15 protein-coding genes are annotated in these 15513 nt (G+C 49.4%); 4 read left to right on the forward strand and 11 right to left on the reverse strand.

Going from position 1 to position 15513, the window contains the following annotated elements; translation table 11 throughout:
* Window positions 1-254: 254 nt before the first annotated feature.
* Genes AN963_RS13450 through AN963_RS13460 form a run of 3 tightly spaced genes read right to left on the reverse strand, consistent with a single transcriptional unit; the run spans window position 255 to window position 3146 of the window.
* The gene (locus tag AN963_RS13450) at window positions 255-1394 is read right to left on the reverse strand and encodes an ABC transporter permease (protein WP_055745086.1); all 1140 of its coding nucleotides are present in this window, start codon (window positions 1392-1394) and stop codon (window positions 255-257) included.
* Window positions 1391-2128 carry an ABC transporter ATP-binding protein gene (locus AN963_RS13455; protein WP_055745087.1) on the reverse strand — a complete coding sequence of 246 codons (738 nt, stop codon included), beginning with the start codon at window positions 2126-2128 and terminating at the stop codon, window positions 1391-1393. The genes AN963_RS13450 and AN963_RS13455 overlap by 4 nt, the downstream gene beginning before the upstream one ends.
* Window positions 2129-2153: 25 nt before the next feature.
* Complete coding sequence (locus AN963_RS13460) at window positions 2154-3146, reverse strand: lipoate--protein ligase (protein ID WP_055745088.1); 993 nt, start codon at window positions 3144-3146, stop codon at window positions 2154-2156.
* Between the two features lie 194 nt (window positions 3147-3340).
* On the opposite strand from AN963_RS13460, the gene AN963_RS13465 reads away from it, so the two are divergent.
* Complete coding sequence (locus tag AN963_RS13465; RefSeq protein ID WP_055745089.1) at window positions 3341-4051, forward strand: ArsR/SmtB family transcription factor; 711 nt, start codon at window positions 3341-3343, stop codon at window positions 4049-4051.
* 21 nt (window positions 4052-4072) lie between these two features.
* Here AN963_RS13465 and AN963_RS13470 read toward each other — a convergent pair whose 3' ends face one another.
* From AN963_RS13470 to AN963_RS13495, 6 genes are all read right to left on the reverse strand, one after another.
* On the reverse strand, window positions 4073-4957 hold the full coding sequence (locus AN963_RS13470) for a DMT family transporter (protein WP_055745090.1): 885 nt from the start codon (window positions 4955-4957) through the stop codon (window positions 4073-4075).
* Between the two features lie 87 nt (window positions 4958-5044).
* Window positions 5045-5503 carry a hypothetical protein gene (locus AN963_RS13475; protein ID WP_055745091.1) on the reverse strand — a complete coding sequence of 153 codons (459 nt, stop codon included), beginning with the start codon at window positions 5501-5503 and terminating at the stop codon, window positions 5045-5047.
* A gap of 59 nt (window positions 5504-5562) precedes the next feature.
* Window positions 5563-6258 carry a response regulator transcription factor gene (locus AN963_RS13480; protein WP_055745092.1) on the reverse strand — a complete coding sequence of 232 codons (696 nt, stop codon included), beginning with the start codon at window positions 6256-6258 and terminating at the stop codon, window positions 5563-5565.
* A complete protein-coding gene (locus tag AN963_RS13485) occupies window positions 6243-7718 on the reverse strand; it encodes a sensor histidine kinase (RefSeq protein ID WP_055745093.1) in 1476 nt (491 codons plus the stop codon). Before AN963_RS13485 ends, AN963_RS13480 begins: the two co-directional genes overlap by 16 nt.
* 114 nt (window positions 7719-7832) lie before the next feature.
* Window positions 7833-8708 carry a hypothetical protein gene (locus AN963_RS13490; RefSeq protein WP_055745094.1) on the reverse strand — a complete coding sequence of 292 codons (876 nt, stop codon included), beginning with the start codon at window positions 8706-8708 and terminating at the stop codon, window positions 7833-7835.
* A 351-nt stretch (window positions 8709-9059) separates the two neighbouring features.
* Complete coding sequence (locus AN963_RS13495; RefSeq protein WP_055745095.1) at window positions 9060-11108, reverse strand: penicillin-binding transpeptidase domain-containing protein; 2049 nt, start codon at window positions 11106-11108, stop codon at window positions 9060-9062.
* A 231-nt stretch (window positions 11109-11339) separates the two neighbouring features.
* Here AN963_RS13495 and AN963_RS13500 point away from each other — a divergent pair, with 231 nt between their 5' ends.
* Together AN963_RS13500 and AN963_RS13505 are read left to right on the forward strand one after the other, a co-directional pair.
* Complete coding sequence (locus AN963_RS13500) at window positions 11340-11606, forward strand: hypothetical protein (RefSeq protein ID WP_055745096.1); 267 nt, start codon at window positions 11340-11342, stop codon at window positions 11604-11606.
* A 25-nt stretch (window positions 11607-11631) separates the two neighbouring features.
* Window positions 11632-12315, forward strand: coding sequence for a class I SAM-dependent methyltransferase (locus AN963_RS13505; RefSeq protein ID WP_055745097.1), 684 nt, complete (start codon window positions 11632-11634; stop codon window positions 12313-12315).
* A gap of 48 nt (window positions 12316-12363) precedes the next feature.
* On the opposite strand, the gene AN963_RS13510 is transcribed toward AN963_RS13505, so the two are convergent.
* Window positions 12364-13059 (reverse strand): FHA domain-containing protein, encoded by a 696-nt coding sequence (locus tag AN963_RS13510; RefSeq protein ID WP_055745098.1) that lies wholly within the window; start codon window positions 13057-13059, stop codon window positions 12364-12366.
* A gap of 161 nt (window positions 13060-13220) precedes the next feature.
* Window positions 13221-13994: a hypothetical protein gene (locus AN963_RS13515; RefSeq protein ID WP_055745099.1), complete on the reverse strand. Its 774-nt coding sequence runs from the start codon at window positions 13992-13994 to the stop codon at window positions 13221-13223.
* Window positions 13995-14121: 127 nt separating this feature from the next.
* Here AN963_RS13515 and AN963_RS13520 point away from each other — a divergent pair, with 127 nt between their 5' ends.
* Entirely contained in the window at window positions 14122-15369 is a 1248-nt protein-coding gene (locus AN963_RS13520) for a stalk domain-containing protein (protein ID WP_055745100.1), read from the forward strand.
* The last annotated feature ends 144 nt before the right edge of the window (window positions 15370-15513 follow it).

Below are 15513 nucleotides of genomic sequence, written 5' to 3' on the forward strand. Positions count from 1 at the left end.
TTTTAGCCCCATTCGGTTCAACACGACCTTTTACGTAACCGCCATCCCAGCCCAGACTCAAATGCTGCCGTCCCCTACGGAGGTTGCTGCAGACGCATGGTTGGAGCCTTCTCTAGCCAGTGAATTATGGGCGCGCCAGGAGATTTTGTGTGCACCACCGACTAGAGAATGCTTTACCGCGCTGACTGATTTACTCGATCAGAAACGTCTTCTACAGTTATTTCGCAGCTTGTCCACCTAAAAAGGGCGTCATCTTACAGCAGCGCAAACAGCACATTGACAACCACTTGCGACAACAATAGCACCCGGCGCACCCATATAGCCGCACTCTTTTGCTGCTGTTCGTTGATCGGAAGAAGGGATGATCGACTTCGGTGACGAGCTTGACTCCCGATTCCTTTCAACTGACTCGCTGCCATAAAAAGGAAAAGCAGGATGACTGCTGCTTTGGCAAGTGGCCCTGGCAGGATCGCGATCAGGAACGAACTGATGACGATCAGTCGCATGTACATCCCTGCCAGATCACTAGAACGGAGAAACGATTTCAGGAAAAGGATACGTCCGGCATTGGATGTGCGGTACGGAATCAAATTGGCAGCCCAAACGATCCATTTGCGCGGCTTTACCCGCTGCTGCAAGGACGGAACATCTCGAAATTGATTGGCGATCTGATAAAACCTCGCACGCAATCCATTTTCCATCTCCAATAGTCGGTACCATTGATACGCATGCTTTTTCGGAATTTGCTGCATGCGAAAGTGGAACCAGATCAACAAAGCCATCCAGAGAATAGCTCCGTACGGCACTTGCTGGTACGCAAGAAAGCCCCCCTTACTCAGCATCCAGGCGAGGACGAAATACGTGAAGCCAAAACGCGCCAACGTATAAGCAGCATCCTGTTTTTTGTCAGGCAAGCGCATGACAATCCAGCTGCTGTATACATTCCAGCCCTTCAAGACAAAAGGAACTCCCCAATACAGCCACACCTGAGCTCCCCCAATCCCTATCGTCCCTTGATACAGGGGTAGAAACAACAGAAGAACGAGGAATACCCCCATGCTCTGAACGACGAAATTGTAGATCTGTGCCTTTTGAAAGTAGCGAGCCATCTGGGTCTCGGCTGGCGTCAGGAACAGCAGGTCCGCCTCCAGCAAAAAGGTCCGATGGGGACTCCTGGTGACAAAGAACGCGAGCACAAAAGCAAGTACGTACGGAACAGGAAACCACGCCGGGATCGTCTGGACGAGACTCGGGTAGTAGTAGGCCAGCAATCCGCATAGGAAGACGGCGACCATGAGCACGCCCCCGTTGGCCATGTACTGCCCGTAGCGGACGAGCTCCGCGGAAAACCGTTGCAATCGTTCACGAAAGAGCGCATCTACATCCATCTTCATTCTTCTTCAACCAACTGCAAGTAAATATCGTCCAGCGAATGGTGCGGCATACCCGTGATGCGGCGCAGCTCTTCCAACGTCCCTTGTGCTTTGATCCTGCCTTTGTGCAAAATGATAAACCGATCACAATATTTTTCCGCTGTAGCCAAGATGTGCGTCGACATCAGAATACCTGCTCCCTGCTCCTTGCAGCGCTCAAGCCAGGTCAGCAAGGTGCGGATTCCCAGCGGGTCCAGTCCCAGAATCGGCTCGTCCACGATGTACAGAGATGGCTGCACCATCAGCGCCATCATAATCATGAGCTTTTGTCTCATCCCTTTGGAAAACTGCTGAGGGAATCGATCCTTGGCCTCTTCCATGCGGAACTCTTTGAGCAGCGGATACGCTCGTTCTACAAAAACCTCTTTTGCAAGGCCGTGACTCATCGCCGCAAGCTCCAGATGCTCCCACAAGGTCAACTCCTCGTAATAAATCGGCGATTCCGGAATGTAGCCATAGGCGTGTCGATATGTATCAGGATCATCTGCAAATGTCTTTCCAGCTATGCTGATCTCACCTGCGCGCGGTTCCAACAGACCCAGAATGTGCTTGATCGTCGTACTCTTTCCTGCACCGTTCAAGCCGATCAGCGCGACAATTTCTCGCTCTTGAATGTGAAAAGAAACGTCTTCGATGACCGCATGGCTCGACGAGTACCCACCTGTAATTCCTTTTACTTCCAGCAAGGCTGTCATGATATCCCCCTTTCCTTGCTTTCGCTTATCCGAACAGTAGAGACACGAATGCCTCACGATCCAAATTGCCAAAGAACTCCTGCATGTGCACATCTGCCAAGTCGTTGGTCACTTCTTGGCGATCATACGGAAGATCGTGCAGCTTGGTCTCCAGCTCGGAAACATCTCTCACCCCAAAGAAGTCACCGTAAATCTTGGCTTCCTTGATCCGTCCCTTTTCAATATCCAACTGTACCTCGATCGTTCCGATGCTCTCAAAGCGTTTGGAGGCACGGAAATTACTTTTCGGTGACTTTCCATAGTTCCAGTCCCATTTCTGGTAGCGTTCGCGGGACAGCTCGTTGATTTTTGCCCAATCCTCTTTTGTAAGCTCGTACTCCTCTACCTCTCCACCGCCAAAAATCGAATGCAAAATGGCCAACCGAAACTCCTCGATGGTCATGTCCTTGTCCAAAAACTCCGTGATGTTGGCGACACGGCTGCGGATCGATTTGATACCCTTGGACTTGATCTTTTCTGCATTGACCTTTAGAGCAGACACCACATGCTCCATCTCGGAGGCAAACAGCAGAGTGCCATGGCTGTACATGCGCCCTTTGGTCGAATACTGGGCATTGCCGGAAATTTTCCGCTCGCCGACCTGGATGTCGTTGCGGCCAGTCAGCTCTGCTTCTACTCCCAGCTCTTTTAGTGCTTGTACCACTGGTTCCGTAAACTTGCGGAAATTGTGAAAGGACTGACCGTCGTCATTTGTAATGAAGCTGAAGTTCAGATTGCCCAGATCGTGATAAACGGCTCCGCCTCCAGACAATCTACGAACGATATGAATGTTATTCTCGGCCACATAATCTGCGTTAATTTCTTCGATTGTATTTTGATTTTTACCGATGATGATGGATGGTTCATTAATATAGAACAACAAGTAGTCATCGCTGTCAGGAAGCTGTTTCAGTGCGTATTCTTCAATGGCGAGATTGATTTGGGGATCGGTAATCCCTTGATTGTCAATAAATTTCATCGGACTAGCCTCCATTCAAAAACAGTCTTTCCTCCATCATACCATGTCCACCTGCTGATCGCTTCTCTCCTGCCCTACCGATTCGTGCAGATTCGGTATCGGCAGCCATTTTTCTTGGAAAAGGAACGAACGACTTGATCAACAATTACTATTCGTTTATGATCGAATTATGGTTGTAAAGAGGAGGTCCAGTCATGAATTCTACTCCCAATATCGGAGAAGTCGCGTCACTAATCGGGGAACCGTCTCGTGTTGCGATGCTGTTGAGCCTTTTGGGGGGCAAATCGTTGCCCGCCAGTGAACTTGCCCGCGCTGCTCGCATAACGCCTCAAACCGCCAGTGCCCATTTATCCAAACTGGTCGAAGGCGGTCTTTTGGTCAACGAGTCGTATGGACGCCACAGATACTATCGACTGGCGAACGCGGAGGTTGCCCACGCTCTGGAGTCTCTACTCGCCATTGCTACTCCCAAACCGATACGCTCATTGCGGGAATCTGATCAAGTACGGGCCATGCGCTATGCCCGGACCTGCTACGACCATTTGGCCGGAGAAGTCGGTGTCGCGCTGACAGATCAATTGCTCGCCTTGCAGTTGATCGAAGAAGCTGATCAAGATTTTGTGCTGACTGATGCGGGAAGGCAAAAGCTGAGTGGTCTTGGTGTCGATGTAAATTTTAGTCCCAAAAGTCGCCGTCGCTTTGCCCGTCCGTGTCTAGATTGGAGTGAACGCCGGCACCACCTCGCAGGTGTACTTGGCGCTTCTCTGACCAAGCGGCTGTTTGAACTGGGCTGGATCGAACGCTTACCTGATTGCCGTGCGGTTCGTCTCACGCAAGCAGGGGTCACCGGATTAACCGAGCAGTTTGGCGTGGAAGTTCCTCAATCAAAAGGAGCTGTTCATTAAACGAACAGCTCCTTTCGTTAGTCAGTTGTGCGTCACCGGCACTTGCGACTGTCTTTTAGCCGCAAAGGTCCAGTTCACGAGGAAAATCCCTGCAAAGATGAGCAGTCCCCCCACGTACACATGCCATTTGACGACCTCATCTAGAAGCAGCCAGCCTGACAGGACTCCAAAAAACGGTGCCAGGAACAGGAAGGCGCTGGTCCGTCCTGGATCTCCCTGATTCAACAGGTAGAACCATGTGGCAAACTGGACGATCGAGGCCATGATTGCCAGCCAAAGAACGATGAACACGGATGTGGGGGTGACGATCATTTTCGGAGTCTCCAGCGTGACCCCCATCACCAGCAGTACCAGCCCCCCGAACAGCATTTGATAGGCCGTCATCACCCAGACATTAAAATGGATGCCCCATTTTTTCACCAGGATCGTCGCGATGGACCAAGAGACCGCTGAGCCGATCCCAAAGAGAGTGCCCGTTTCCCATTGAAGGTGAAACCCGAGTGTAATAAATACCCCCGCTATGCCGATCAGGACTCCTGTCCATTGAGTGAAGCGATATTTCATCCCGAGAAAAATCGTTCCCCAGACCACGACCAGCAAAGGATTCATAAAGGTCAAAATTGAAGACTCTCCTGCAGTAATCGTACGCAAGCTAAGAAAAATGCAGCCCATGACAGCAGCGGTCTGCAAAAAGCCGATAAGACCTACTTTCCCCCAGTCGCCAAGAGACGACGGCAGTGGTTTTTTCCGCACCCATATGGCCATGAGCAGTCCCGCTATGGTAAAACGAAAGCCAACTAACAGCAGCGGCGAAAAATAAGCCAGCCCCATCTTCCCGACTGCAAAAGACGACCCCATCAATGACGTCGTCACGACGACTAAAATGGCGAATAATACTGGATTCATACTTTCCTCTCCCATCTTTTCCAACCCTTTGTTCCCTTATCATACCTGATGGATATTTCGACGGGAGACGAAGCATGAAAGAAAAAGCTACCCAGGTACTCTCTTCCCCCACGGCTTAAACACGGAAAGCAGAAAAATAGCCACTAACGAAAGAATTTGCAAAACAATCCCGATCCACAGCATCAGGGGGTTCTCTCCGGACAATGCACCCGCCGTCCACACATACATACCAATCGGGCCAAGTGCTATCGTGACGACAGACAGCCCCTCTTTTGCAATAATCCAGTGATAGCGTAGAAAGCCCCAATGCGTCAAAGCCGATAGCATGATTCCCGTGACCAACGTACCGATCGTCGAAGCACGTACGGAGGATTCGGAAAGCACGTGCATCACGGTATAACATGCTTGGAATACATTCGGATCCGTGGTGGTCGCTGCGACGATACTCAATACCAGAAAAATGACCGCTCCCCCCAGCATGATGGCAGAAAAGATCAAGTGAAGCAGCAGTAGCCACTTTCTTGAGGTCATACTGATCTTACTCATTTACATCGTTCACCTCCAGAACAGGTGGCAGGCTGCTTACATTTGAAAACGATATCCGGCTATAGCCGAAAACGATAGCCTGCACCCCAGATTGTTTCGATATATTGCGGATTGGACGGATCACTCTCGATCTTTTCCCGTATCTTGCTGACATGTACCGTCACTGTAGCGTTATCCCCGTAGGCATCCAAGCCCCAGATCTTTTCAAATAGTTCATTCTTGCTAAATACCCAATTGGGATGCATCGCCAGAAACAACAGCAGATCGTACTCCTTGCTCGTCAGCGTTGTCTCTACTCCATTCACGAATACTTTTCTCGCCAGCTTGTCGATGCGGATTCCGCGTATTTTGATTTCATCTGTCGGCAGCTTCCGCGTGTTGTCAGCAAGCAGACGATCATAGCGTGAAAGATGAGCTTTCACTCTGGCAACCAGCTCACCCAAACTGAACGGCTTGCTGATATGATCGTCTGCACCCAGTCCAAGGCCACGGATTTTATCGACATCTTCCTTTTTGGCGGAGACGAGCAGGATGGGGATGTTTTTGACTTCGCGTACCCGTTTGCAGATTTCGAAGCCATCTACAGCTGGCAGCATCAAGTCGAGAATGATCAGGTCAACCTCCTCGTTCAGCGCCTTTTGGAGTCCGATGTCCCCAGTCTGTGCCACCTCTACTGCATATCCGCTCGCTTCCAGATAATCCTTTTCCACCTCAGCAATGACCGGATCATCTTCTATGATTAAAATGTGTCGGATGAGAGTTCACCACCTAGCTCGTTTCGTCGCGGCAATGTAACGCGAATACTCGTGCCTGCTCCCAGCTGACTCGTCGCCATCACACTGCCTCCGTGACCTTCCACTATTTGTTTCACGATCGCAAGACCCAGTCCACTTCCTCCAGTGGCCGCATTTCGCGAGGGATCTACCCGATAAAAGCGATCGAAAATGTACGGGAGCGCCTCTTGATCGATCCCCGATCCGTTGTCCTCCATACTGATGTTCACGTACTCGTTTTCATGAGTCAGTTCGAAGCGGATTCGCTTTTCCTGCTTATCCAAGTACTTCAAGCTGTTGTCGATGACGTTCATGAACACCCTTCCCAGCTTTTCTCGATCGGCCATGACCAGAAGCCGCTGACGATCTGGACAGGAAAGAGTGACATGGACGTCTTCCATTCGTGGATCGAGCTGCAGCTCCTCCACAAGATCAGTCATGAAGGACGTCATATCCACCTCTTCCCAATGAAAAGGAAGCTTCTTTTGATCCAATCTGGAGAACAAGAACAGCTCGTCAATCAATTGATTCATTTGCTGGGATTTAATTGCGATCATTTTCAAGTATTTTTCCCGCTTCAGCTCCGTATCTGCAATGCCGTCCGTCATGGCTTGCACACACGCCTGTATTCCGGTGATCGGCGTCTTCAGATCATGGGAGATGCTGGCGATCAATTCTTTCCGATTTTCCTCGTACTGGAGCTGGAGACGGATAGAATCGTGCAGTCTTCCTCGCATTTCCTCAAAGGCATCTCCCAGCTCTCCCAGTTCATCCTTCCGATTCAGTCTGACAGGGCGCTCCAGATTCCCTTCCTTTATGTCCTCTGCGACTCGCTTCAATGTATGCAAAGGCTTGATGATACTGCGAGAGACCAGATATGTCAGCACCCCATTGGTGAGGCCGATAATCACCAGTAACGACAAAACCAACGAAAGCACGAAATTTCTGCCGATAACAAACAATTGCTTCGGATCGGATAGAAAATAGACCCTACCTGCGCTCTGATCGTGAAAGGTAAAATCGAATGGTTCCACGATGTACCCTTGCTTCACTGGCCAGCGCATCTTTTCCACTCCCTCGGCGCCTTTTAACAGCTGATCCAAATCGGCTTCCCGCAACGCCGGAGAAGCAAATACAACTGCTCCATTTTTCTCGAGGACCACAGCTGCTTTCAACGGATTCAACTGACTATCTACGCTCGTCAGTACGCTTTGATCCAGCAATCGGTCGGGATCGTGGTTCGCCATGAACTTCACGCCTGCAAGCACCTCGTTGCGCTCGTTGAACATATTCCAGAAAGGAGGCCTGCCACCCTCATTGCCACCTCTCGCCATATCTCCAAAAAAGACAGAAGCCAGAGTAGATGCTGTCAATCCGAACAGGAAGACTGGCACAATAATCATGGCGATATAGGAAAGCAAGAGTCTTGTCTTGATGGACATTGGCATTCTCCTCCTTGTCAAAAGGTGCATCCACTTCTTCCACTTTTTTCCGTGTGATGTTGTACCAGCATTATACTATACACGTACGCAGGACTCACAAGATGAGGCTGTGTGTTATTTCTGAGAAGGGCCGTGCCATCCTTCGATGTGCTCCACTTGTTTTCCTGTCAGATCCATATGTTCTACATTCGTCTGGGAAAAGTCGCTGAGCGTCACGTCGATCTTCACGGTGATCTCATGCTCTTGTCCTGCTACATCGCGCCCCGATACGTGGATTTCGGCTGATTGACGTTCGATCCGATTGTTCTCATCAATGGTGGCATTCAGGGACACTTGCTCCACTTGAATGTCCTCTTGCAGCTCAGGAAGTCTCACAGGAAAGTCTTTGACTGATGCAGCGTCCTGCTTTTGTTCCGCTAGTTTAGAGAAGATCATGGTCGCAGCTTTGTTTACAAATACGGGCACGTCTCTCTCCTTTAACAGCAAGCTTACTTGTTTGCTTCCATCGGGTAGATTTTCAACGGTCGAGAGTTCTCGAATGTTTCCCAGTGCGATGTTGCTTACCTGCTCTACGATTACTGGGGGATTAGCTGGAGCTTTGAAGTGTTTGGTTCTCCTCTCCTGAGGCTCGATCACTCGATAGACATCGCTATCGCCTTTTTTCACGATCACTTTCCCGTCCTCCCGAAATGCTTGGAAGCTCTGCGTCGTCGCACGAGTCACATCCTCCAACGTCCCGGATACGCTCGCTTCTTGTTTGTCGCGATCCACCTTTGCTTCCCCGGCCCCTTTGAACAACGGCTTTCCATTGTCGGTTATGTCCAGTTTGACGTGCGCGGTCAAGCTTGTTTCCGTCTTCGTATGCTTCATCGCGGCCTCATATGCTGCCAGTCCTGAGTTGTCTGCGCGAACAGGCAATCCTGCTGCTCCCCACAACAAAACGACTCCAAGTCCTACGCTCATTCCCATTACCCACCATTTTTTCTTCATTGCAATCCACCACCTCAGTTTAGTTGGCGCCTTGGTTCATACGCTCACAAGTTCAAGGATAGCCACGAGGTCTAAACCCGTTCTAAATCAATTCTAAAAAAAGGCTAAAGTTTTGCCTGATAAAGAAATCCTCTATCGTGGCCTTCTCAAGGAAGAGCGACCACGTTTTAGCGGAAAATTTCCATGCGTTCTAGAATTCATAAGCGTTGCGCTTATATATTCCTTCACGTAAAAAGAGCTAGCCACTCCTTGTCATGACGACCAAGTCTGGCTAGCCTTTGCACTACGATCATTTTGTTTACGAGAAGCTTTTCTTTCTTTCTCGCGCAATCAAATACACACGATTCTTTTCTACTGAAGCGCCTCTGTAAAAATTCGTTTGACCTTGGAATCGAGCACATGACTCCCGCCTCGTCCTCGAACATCCTCGACCATCATGACGAGCAGCAATTTGGGATCATCGAGATTAAAGGCGGCGTACCAGCCGTTTTCCTGTCCGAGCTCCCCTTTTTTCTGCTTAAGCTCTGCTGTGCCCGTCTTTCCTGCAATACTGTGTCCCGTGACACGCGCTCCTCGCCCTGTTCCCTTTGGATCTTCCATGACTTGCAGCAGGTCGTTTTGAATGATTTGCGCGCTTTCTTTGGACATGACATCGGTTTTCCAATACGTCTCATGCTTTTCCCCCAAAATTAAGGAGGGATAAATCATGTTACCATCGTTGACAAAAGCGCTGTAGGCGAGTGCCAAGTGCAGGGGTGTCATCGTCACTTCTCCTTGACCGTAGCCCGAATCCGCCAGTTGAATCTCATTTCGCATTTCCCCATTGGTGAGCGTTGATTTTTCCAATGCAAACGGGATGGGGATGGACTCGTGAAAGCCAAATTCCTTTGCTTTTTGCAAGAAACTGTCTTCCCCGATGGAGAGGGCAGCTTGCGCGAAGTAAATATTGTCCGAGTAGACGAGGGCTTTCTGCAGATTTACCGGCACTCGGTGATCGCTGACGCGTGTGACTTCGTATTTCCCCCAGGACGCATCTTTTTGCCAATGCAGGCCGTTGATCGTTTTCTCCTCTGCTGGCGTGATTGCACCTGTGTCCAATCCTATCGCTGCGGTGATCGGTTTAAAAGTAGAACCCGGCGCATAGCCGTGGGCAAATCGATTGAGCATTGGCTTTTTGGGGTTTCCGTTTAACTGGTTCCACTCCTTGGTCGACAAACCGAGCACAAAGTCATTGGGGTCATAGGCAGGCGTGCTGACCAAAGCGACGATTTCACCAGTCTTGGGCTGAATAGCCGCCGCTGTGCCCGCTTCCTGTTTGATTTGCTCGTAGATCTCTTTTTGCAGCTCTGCATCGATCGTTAGCTTCAAGGTATCCCCATTTTTCGCAAACCTTTCGCCCACGATTTTCTTTTCCATTCCCTCCGCATTCACGATGGTGATGCGTCCTCCGGCTGATCCTCGGAGCCGTTCCTCGTACATCTGCTCCAGTCCGGCTTTTCCGATCTTGTCCGAGGACCGATAGCCCTGTGCCTGTTTCTTTTTCAATTCCTCTGCACTGATGGAGCCTGTATAGCCGACGAGATGCGCCAGCGCTTCTTGATACGGGTAGTACCTCACTTGCTTCTTTTGCAGCACGATCCCTTTGGTACCCGTTAATTGAAAAATGCGTTCATCGTCCTCCGGCAACGTCGCAATCCGGATAAAAGTCGTCTTTTTCGTTGTATTCGCTTGCACGTTTGCTGCCAATTCATCGGATGAAATATGTAAGAGGTCACTCACTTGTTTTTGTTCGGTGCGAGGCAGCTGCCCCCACTCTCCCGGATTGACCCCGACGTCCACCACGACGCGACAGGTTGCCAGACGGCGTCCTGCCCGGTCTACGATCTCTCCGCGTTTCGGAGGCACTGTGGAAGCGCGAACCTTGTCTCCATCCTGCATGTCAGGGAGGAGGAATGTCGGGTTCCAGGAGATGTACCATCCCTCTCCTTCTGCCTGCTTCTCTTTGACCATCGTAGCCTTGCCCGTAAACGTAATTGGATCGACAAATGTATCCATGCTAAATCGGTAATGCAGCTTGATATTCCCATCTTCGCCTGGCTCGACGGGACCGTTGTACACGGGTTCGACCGTGATATTTTTGGCTTCAATGCCTTCATAAATATTTTGATAACGTTGAACAAACTGTTCTTTTGTTATTTGCTGTTTTGTCTTTGCAGAGAGCTGCTCGTACATGTCGGCAAACCGTCCGTTTTGCCAAAGAGCTGTGTACGACGAAAATGCAGTCTGTGCTTTTTCTCCTTCTCTCTGGGGGCTGTCTTGCCACATGTTCCAATAGACAAAGCCGAATCCCATCAGGACGACAACAAAAACCGTCCAAAACCAAACCCATGTTTTCTTCACAAGGATCTTCTCCCTTCCATTCCCCAAGATAATATAGGCGTAATGGAAAATATATGGAGCAATCCTCACGCAACCGTGAAAGGATGATCAGAAAAATGTGATATGATGCAGAATATTTAGGAAATGGAAGAAAAAAGCTCTGGTTCTTGGGAGAACAGAAACAAACAGGGATTTTCAGCTGAATCGTAGTATTACTAGTTAAAAGATGACGGGCACTAGAGAGGTAGCCAAATGGAACCGATTGATAAAAGAAACCGACTCGATGGGAAGCCCTTTAGCTATCGCGTCACGAAGAACAACACGGTATTTCTCGACTACCAGGGCCAGCAAGTAAAAATCCTGAACGGGAAAGAGGCTGAACGGTTTTTAGAGAAGATCAAGTCAGCAGAAGGCGACGAAAAAGAAGTGCAACTGATCCTGGCCAAAGTCACCGGGAATTTCAAAAGGGGAAATGAACGGCTGGCGAGCTCCAAGAACAAGGGGAAACAGCAAGGCTAAACCAATGACGAGGTGAGTTGTGGCGATGAATGATCGTGAACGTCTATTAGAGCAAAGCTGGATAACTAATGCCGAAGCGTGGACACAATCTGTCAGAGAAAATCGGATTGAAAGCAGGAAAATAGCAACGGATCAGGCGATATTAGATGAAATCACTCGCTTCCAGCCAAGAAAAGTCCTGGACGTCGGCTGTGGTGAGGGCTGGCTTGCCCGCGCGGTTAGTGAACAAGGAATTGATGTCGTGGGTATGGACGGAAGCCTGGAGCTCATCCAGATCGCTCATTCGGCAGGAGGAGCGCATTTTATTCACCTCAACTACTCGGATCTGACGAAAGATCCATCACGACTGGGTAGCGATTATGACGTCATTGTCTGCAATTTCTCCCTTCTCTCCGAAGATATCCGGACCATTCTACAATCGCTAGCATCCTTACTCTCCGCGAATGGAGTTATTCTCATCCAAACCCTGCATCCTTTTTCAGCAGCTCAGCACGATCGCTATGAAGATGGATGGAGAGAAGAATCCTTTAACGGAATGGGAGAAGGGTACAAATCCTCTATGCCCTGGTATTATCGTACGATGGGATCATGGCTGAACGAAGTGCAAGCAGATGGACACCTCAAGCTTCTTCATTGCCAGGAACCCATAAACCCGACTACCGGAAAACCCATCTCCTTACTGATCACAGCTACAAAGAATACCAACTAATCTAGCAGATCGCGAGCCTCTTTTGCCCCCAAAAAAAGAGGCTTTTTGCTAGCCTCCTTCTTCCATTTCCCACATGTAGCCGTAGCGCGGGATCGTCGTTACTTTTTCTCCGTACCGTCCCAGGCGCTTGCGGAGTCGGTATACCAGCGCATTGATTTCTGCCCTGCCGACATCGGGGATGATTTTTTCTGTGCCGAGCAATCGTTCCGGCCAGATGAGTACCATGATTTCTTCGTAGCTGACTGCCTGATTCGACCTTTGGTATAAAAGCATCAGGAGGTCCATATCTTTGCCGGTCAAATGAAGTCGCTTGCCGTCCAGGCGAATTTCTCTTCTTTCCAGGTTGATGACCAAACCCGGCAGCTCAGGGGACGTAGTGGAAATGGGAATCGAAAATTCTCGGGTAGCATCCAGCTCGTTCGCTTCTGCGAAAAAGATCAGCTCAACTGCTCCTTTGGCCAGACTGATATGGTCACCGTGCCGCAGTAAGTGCGGTGTATCGTGAATAGCTGTTCCATTGACTTCCGTACCGTGCTTGCTATGCAAATCGGCGATCGCAAATTGATCACCCATTTTTTGCAGAACCGCATGCTTTCGGGATACGTACAGGCTGGAAAACGGGATATCTGGTTGAAATTGAGTCCCTTTTCGCCCAATCGTATACGAATCTTTGGTCATAAACTTTCTCTTGTGTAGTTGATCCGGATCGCCTTTTTTAATCAATATATAGACACTGTCGTCCAACGTGCATCACCTCAAATCGAGTGGGAGCTTCTCACATGTAAACATATCATTTTGCTCATTCACAATGCTTGATTTCTGACCAACTATTTGGGTGAATCAAACAAAACGAAGAATAGTCCCATGGTACACTACAACTTTGGTCATGTCTATTCTATCACGATCTAGTAATGCTCCAGATCACCTGACAACACATACCCATCAAACGGAGATATGTAATACGTTTCCCCGTCGCCGTCAAATTGGTAAAAAAGCCCAAAATCTTTGTGAGCATCCAGCGTTTTATTCCCTACGTATTTGACTGATTGGATTGGCTTTTCCGCGTACGGGAAGTTTTTCAGGTAGATTTCTGCTTCCTGAGGGGTGAGCTGAAACCCTCCCTTTGGCGTTTCCTCACGCCGCTTTTCATCCAGCAGCCAGTCTCCCCCGCTTTTGCGCAACGTACTGATCTCGTAATACCCACTGTTCAATTCATTGGCGAACCACATCGTCTTCACTACGATGCGATCCTCCGTATGCTCGAGGATGGTTGTACGCGCCTTTAGGGTTCCAGGTTCATAGTGAAACAGAAACAACCTGTTCTGACCAACACCGCCTTTGTAGAATTCCTCCAGCTGTTCTTGATCGATAAAGCGGTCGGTCATGTACCGCTGCAGGTTTTCTCGGAACACTTCAAAAGGAAGTTCCTGATGGGTAGTCTCCTCCATCTGACTAAAATAGTGGCGAGATATCTCTACTAATCGGTTAACAATCCACTCTTTACTCTTTTCTTCTTCCAAAGGAGCTGGCTGCTCACCAGGTGTATGACCTTTCTCTCCAGATTTTGCATCTGTTTCTGTTGGCGTTTTCGATTCTCCTGTAGGGGTTACTGCTTGTTCCGAGCAGCCCGTACTCATGAGAGTGAGGATAAGAACGAAAAGGGTAGCAACTTGTTTCATAGTTCCTCCATCCATTTACTAGTTTCTGTCTATTTTTCATTCCTTGAATGAATCAACTCTTGCAATGATTTACGTAAAACTGATATAAGTGGTATGTAAAATCACTCCCAAAAAGTGAGGAATTCGAATGAAAACACGATTTTGGAAGCTGTGGCTATCTCTTTCTATTTGCGTAAGTGGCATGGTCGGTCTTTCCGTTCCGGCATCCGCCGCTCCTACTTCCACTACGATTCTATTAGATGGCTATCCGCTCGCCTTTCCGACACCTCCTGTGATCGTAAAAGGCACGACGATGGTACCCTTCCGAGCCATCTCCGAAGCGATGGGCGTCGATGTACAGTGGGACGGAGCGACCCAGACGATTACCGCGGTTCAGACGGGTGGACAAGAACACAAAACGGTCAAAATGACCCTGAAAAACCCGCAGATCTCGGTCAATGATCAGCTGGTTACGCTAGCGGTTGCCCCGTATGAGACAAAGGGAAGCACCCTCATCCCACTCCGATTTTTCAGCGAGCAGTTCGGAGCACAAGTGAGCTGGAATGATTCGACCAAGACCGTCTCGATTACGTCACCTGCACGCGACCTCTACAGTCTGGCTTTCTACGCGATTTCTTCCTATGCTCAAAAGGACTTGATTTCGCGTTTTGACTCTGTCGCATTTGGCTGGAGCAGGATCGACAAAGACGGCAACCTGACGCTTGTAGGCAATGATTTCTACTGGCCAAAAGCAGCAGGCTCTACTACACCGGAAATGATCATCGATGAAGCCAAATCCGCTGGGACGACTCCTTATCTCATGGTCTTTGCAGGGGATGCCAACAACGAATTGACAACCTTGCTAAAAGACAGAAGCTTGCGGGAAAAGGCAATCGCCAATATCCTCGCAATTGTACAGGAAAAAGGACTCGAAGGTATTGTCCTAGATTTTGAAGGTCTGGGCATGAATGGTCAAGCGACAGAGATCAAGCAGGATTACAATGAGTTTGTCCAGCTCCTCTCCTCCCAGACGAAAAATCTCGGCGTCAAGCTGACACTGGTGCTCCATCCGCTAAATGGTGCCTACCAAGGCTATGATTATGCCACATTGGGCAGCATGGCTGATGATCTCGTCATCATGGCCTACGCTTACGAAAACGAAAAAGGACCCGAGCCGATGAACCGAGTCGATCAAGCCATTAAGCTGGCGCTGGCTCAAGTCCCTAAGGAAAAGCTGATCTTGGGCATCTCTATGGGCAGTGAAAACGAGCAGTCCGTCAATCAAAAGATCGGTCTCGCGAAACGCCACGATCTCAAGGGCTTTGCGTTGTGGAGACTTGGTTTGATTAGCCAGCCTGCGATGACGAATATGCAGGAAGCCGTGAATCTCCAGTAAATAAAACAATCGAGAAATGAGAAACTCCCGTCGATCCTCTTTCGATCACGGGAGTTTTCATTTTCATAAGAAAAACGCAGGAAGTGCACCCTCATCCCTGCGGAGCGGCTACTACTTTACCGCTTCCCTGTGAATCGTTGTGGA

Source organism: Brevibacillus choshinensis (assembly GCF_001420695.1).
In the GTDB taxonomy this organism is placed as follows: Bacteria; Bacillota; Bacilli; order Brevibacillales; family Brevibacillaceae; genus Brevibacillus; species Brevibacillus choshinensis.

Coding starts and splice junctions, on each gene's coding strand:
- AN963_RS13450 (WP_055745086.1), bottom strand. CDS start 1,394: ATGAAGATGGATGTAGATGCGCTCTTTCGTGAACGATTGCAACGGTTT.
- AN963_RS13455 (WP_055745087.1), bottom strand. CDS start 2,128: ATGACAGCCTTGCTGGAAGTAAAAGGAATTACAGGTGGGTACTCGTCG.
- AN963_RS13460 (WP_055745088.1), bottom strand. CDS start 3,146: ATGAAATTTATTGACAATCAAGGGATTACCGATCCCCAAATCAATCTC.
- AN963_RS13465 (WP_055745089.1), top strand. CDS start 3,341: ATGAATTCTACTCCCAATATCGGAGAAGTCGCGTCACTAATCGGGGAA.
- AN963_RS13470 (WP_055745090.1), bottom strand. CDS start 4,957: ATGAATCCAGTATTATTCGCCATTTTAGTCGTCGTGACGACGTCATTG.
- AN963_RS13475 (WP_055745091.1), bottom strand. CDS start 5,503: ATGAGTAAGATCAGTATGACCTCAAGAAAGTGGCTACTGCTGCTTCAC.
- AN963_RS13485 (WP_055745093.1), bottom strand. CDS start 7,718: ATGTCCATCAAGACAAGACTCTTGCTTTCCTATATCGCCATGATTATT.
- AN963_RS13490 (WP_055745094.1), bottom strand. CDS start 8,708: ATGAAGAAAAAATGGTGGGTAATGGGAATGAGCGTAGGACTTGGAGTC.
- AN963_RS13500 (WP_055745096.1), top strand. CDS start 11,340: ATGGAACCGATTGATAAAAGAAACCGACTCGATGGGAAGCCCTTTAGC.
- AN963_RS13505 (WP_055745097.1), top strand. CDS start 11,632: ATGAATGATCGTGAACGTCTATTAGAGCAAAGCTGGATAACTAATGCC.
- AN963_RS13515 (WP_055745099.1), bottom strand. CDS start 13,994: ATGAAACAAGTTGCTACCCTTTTCGTTCTTATCCTCACTCTCATGAGT.
- AN963_RS13520 (WP_055745100.1), top strand. CDS start 14,122: ATGAAAACACGATTTTGGAAGCTGTGGCTATCTCTTTCTATTTGCGTA.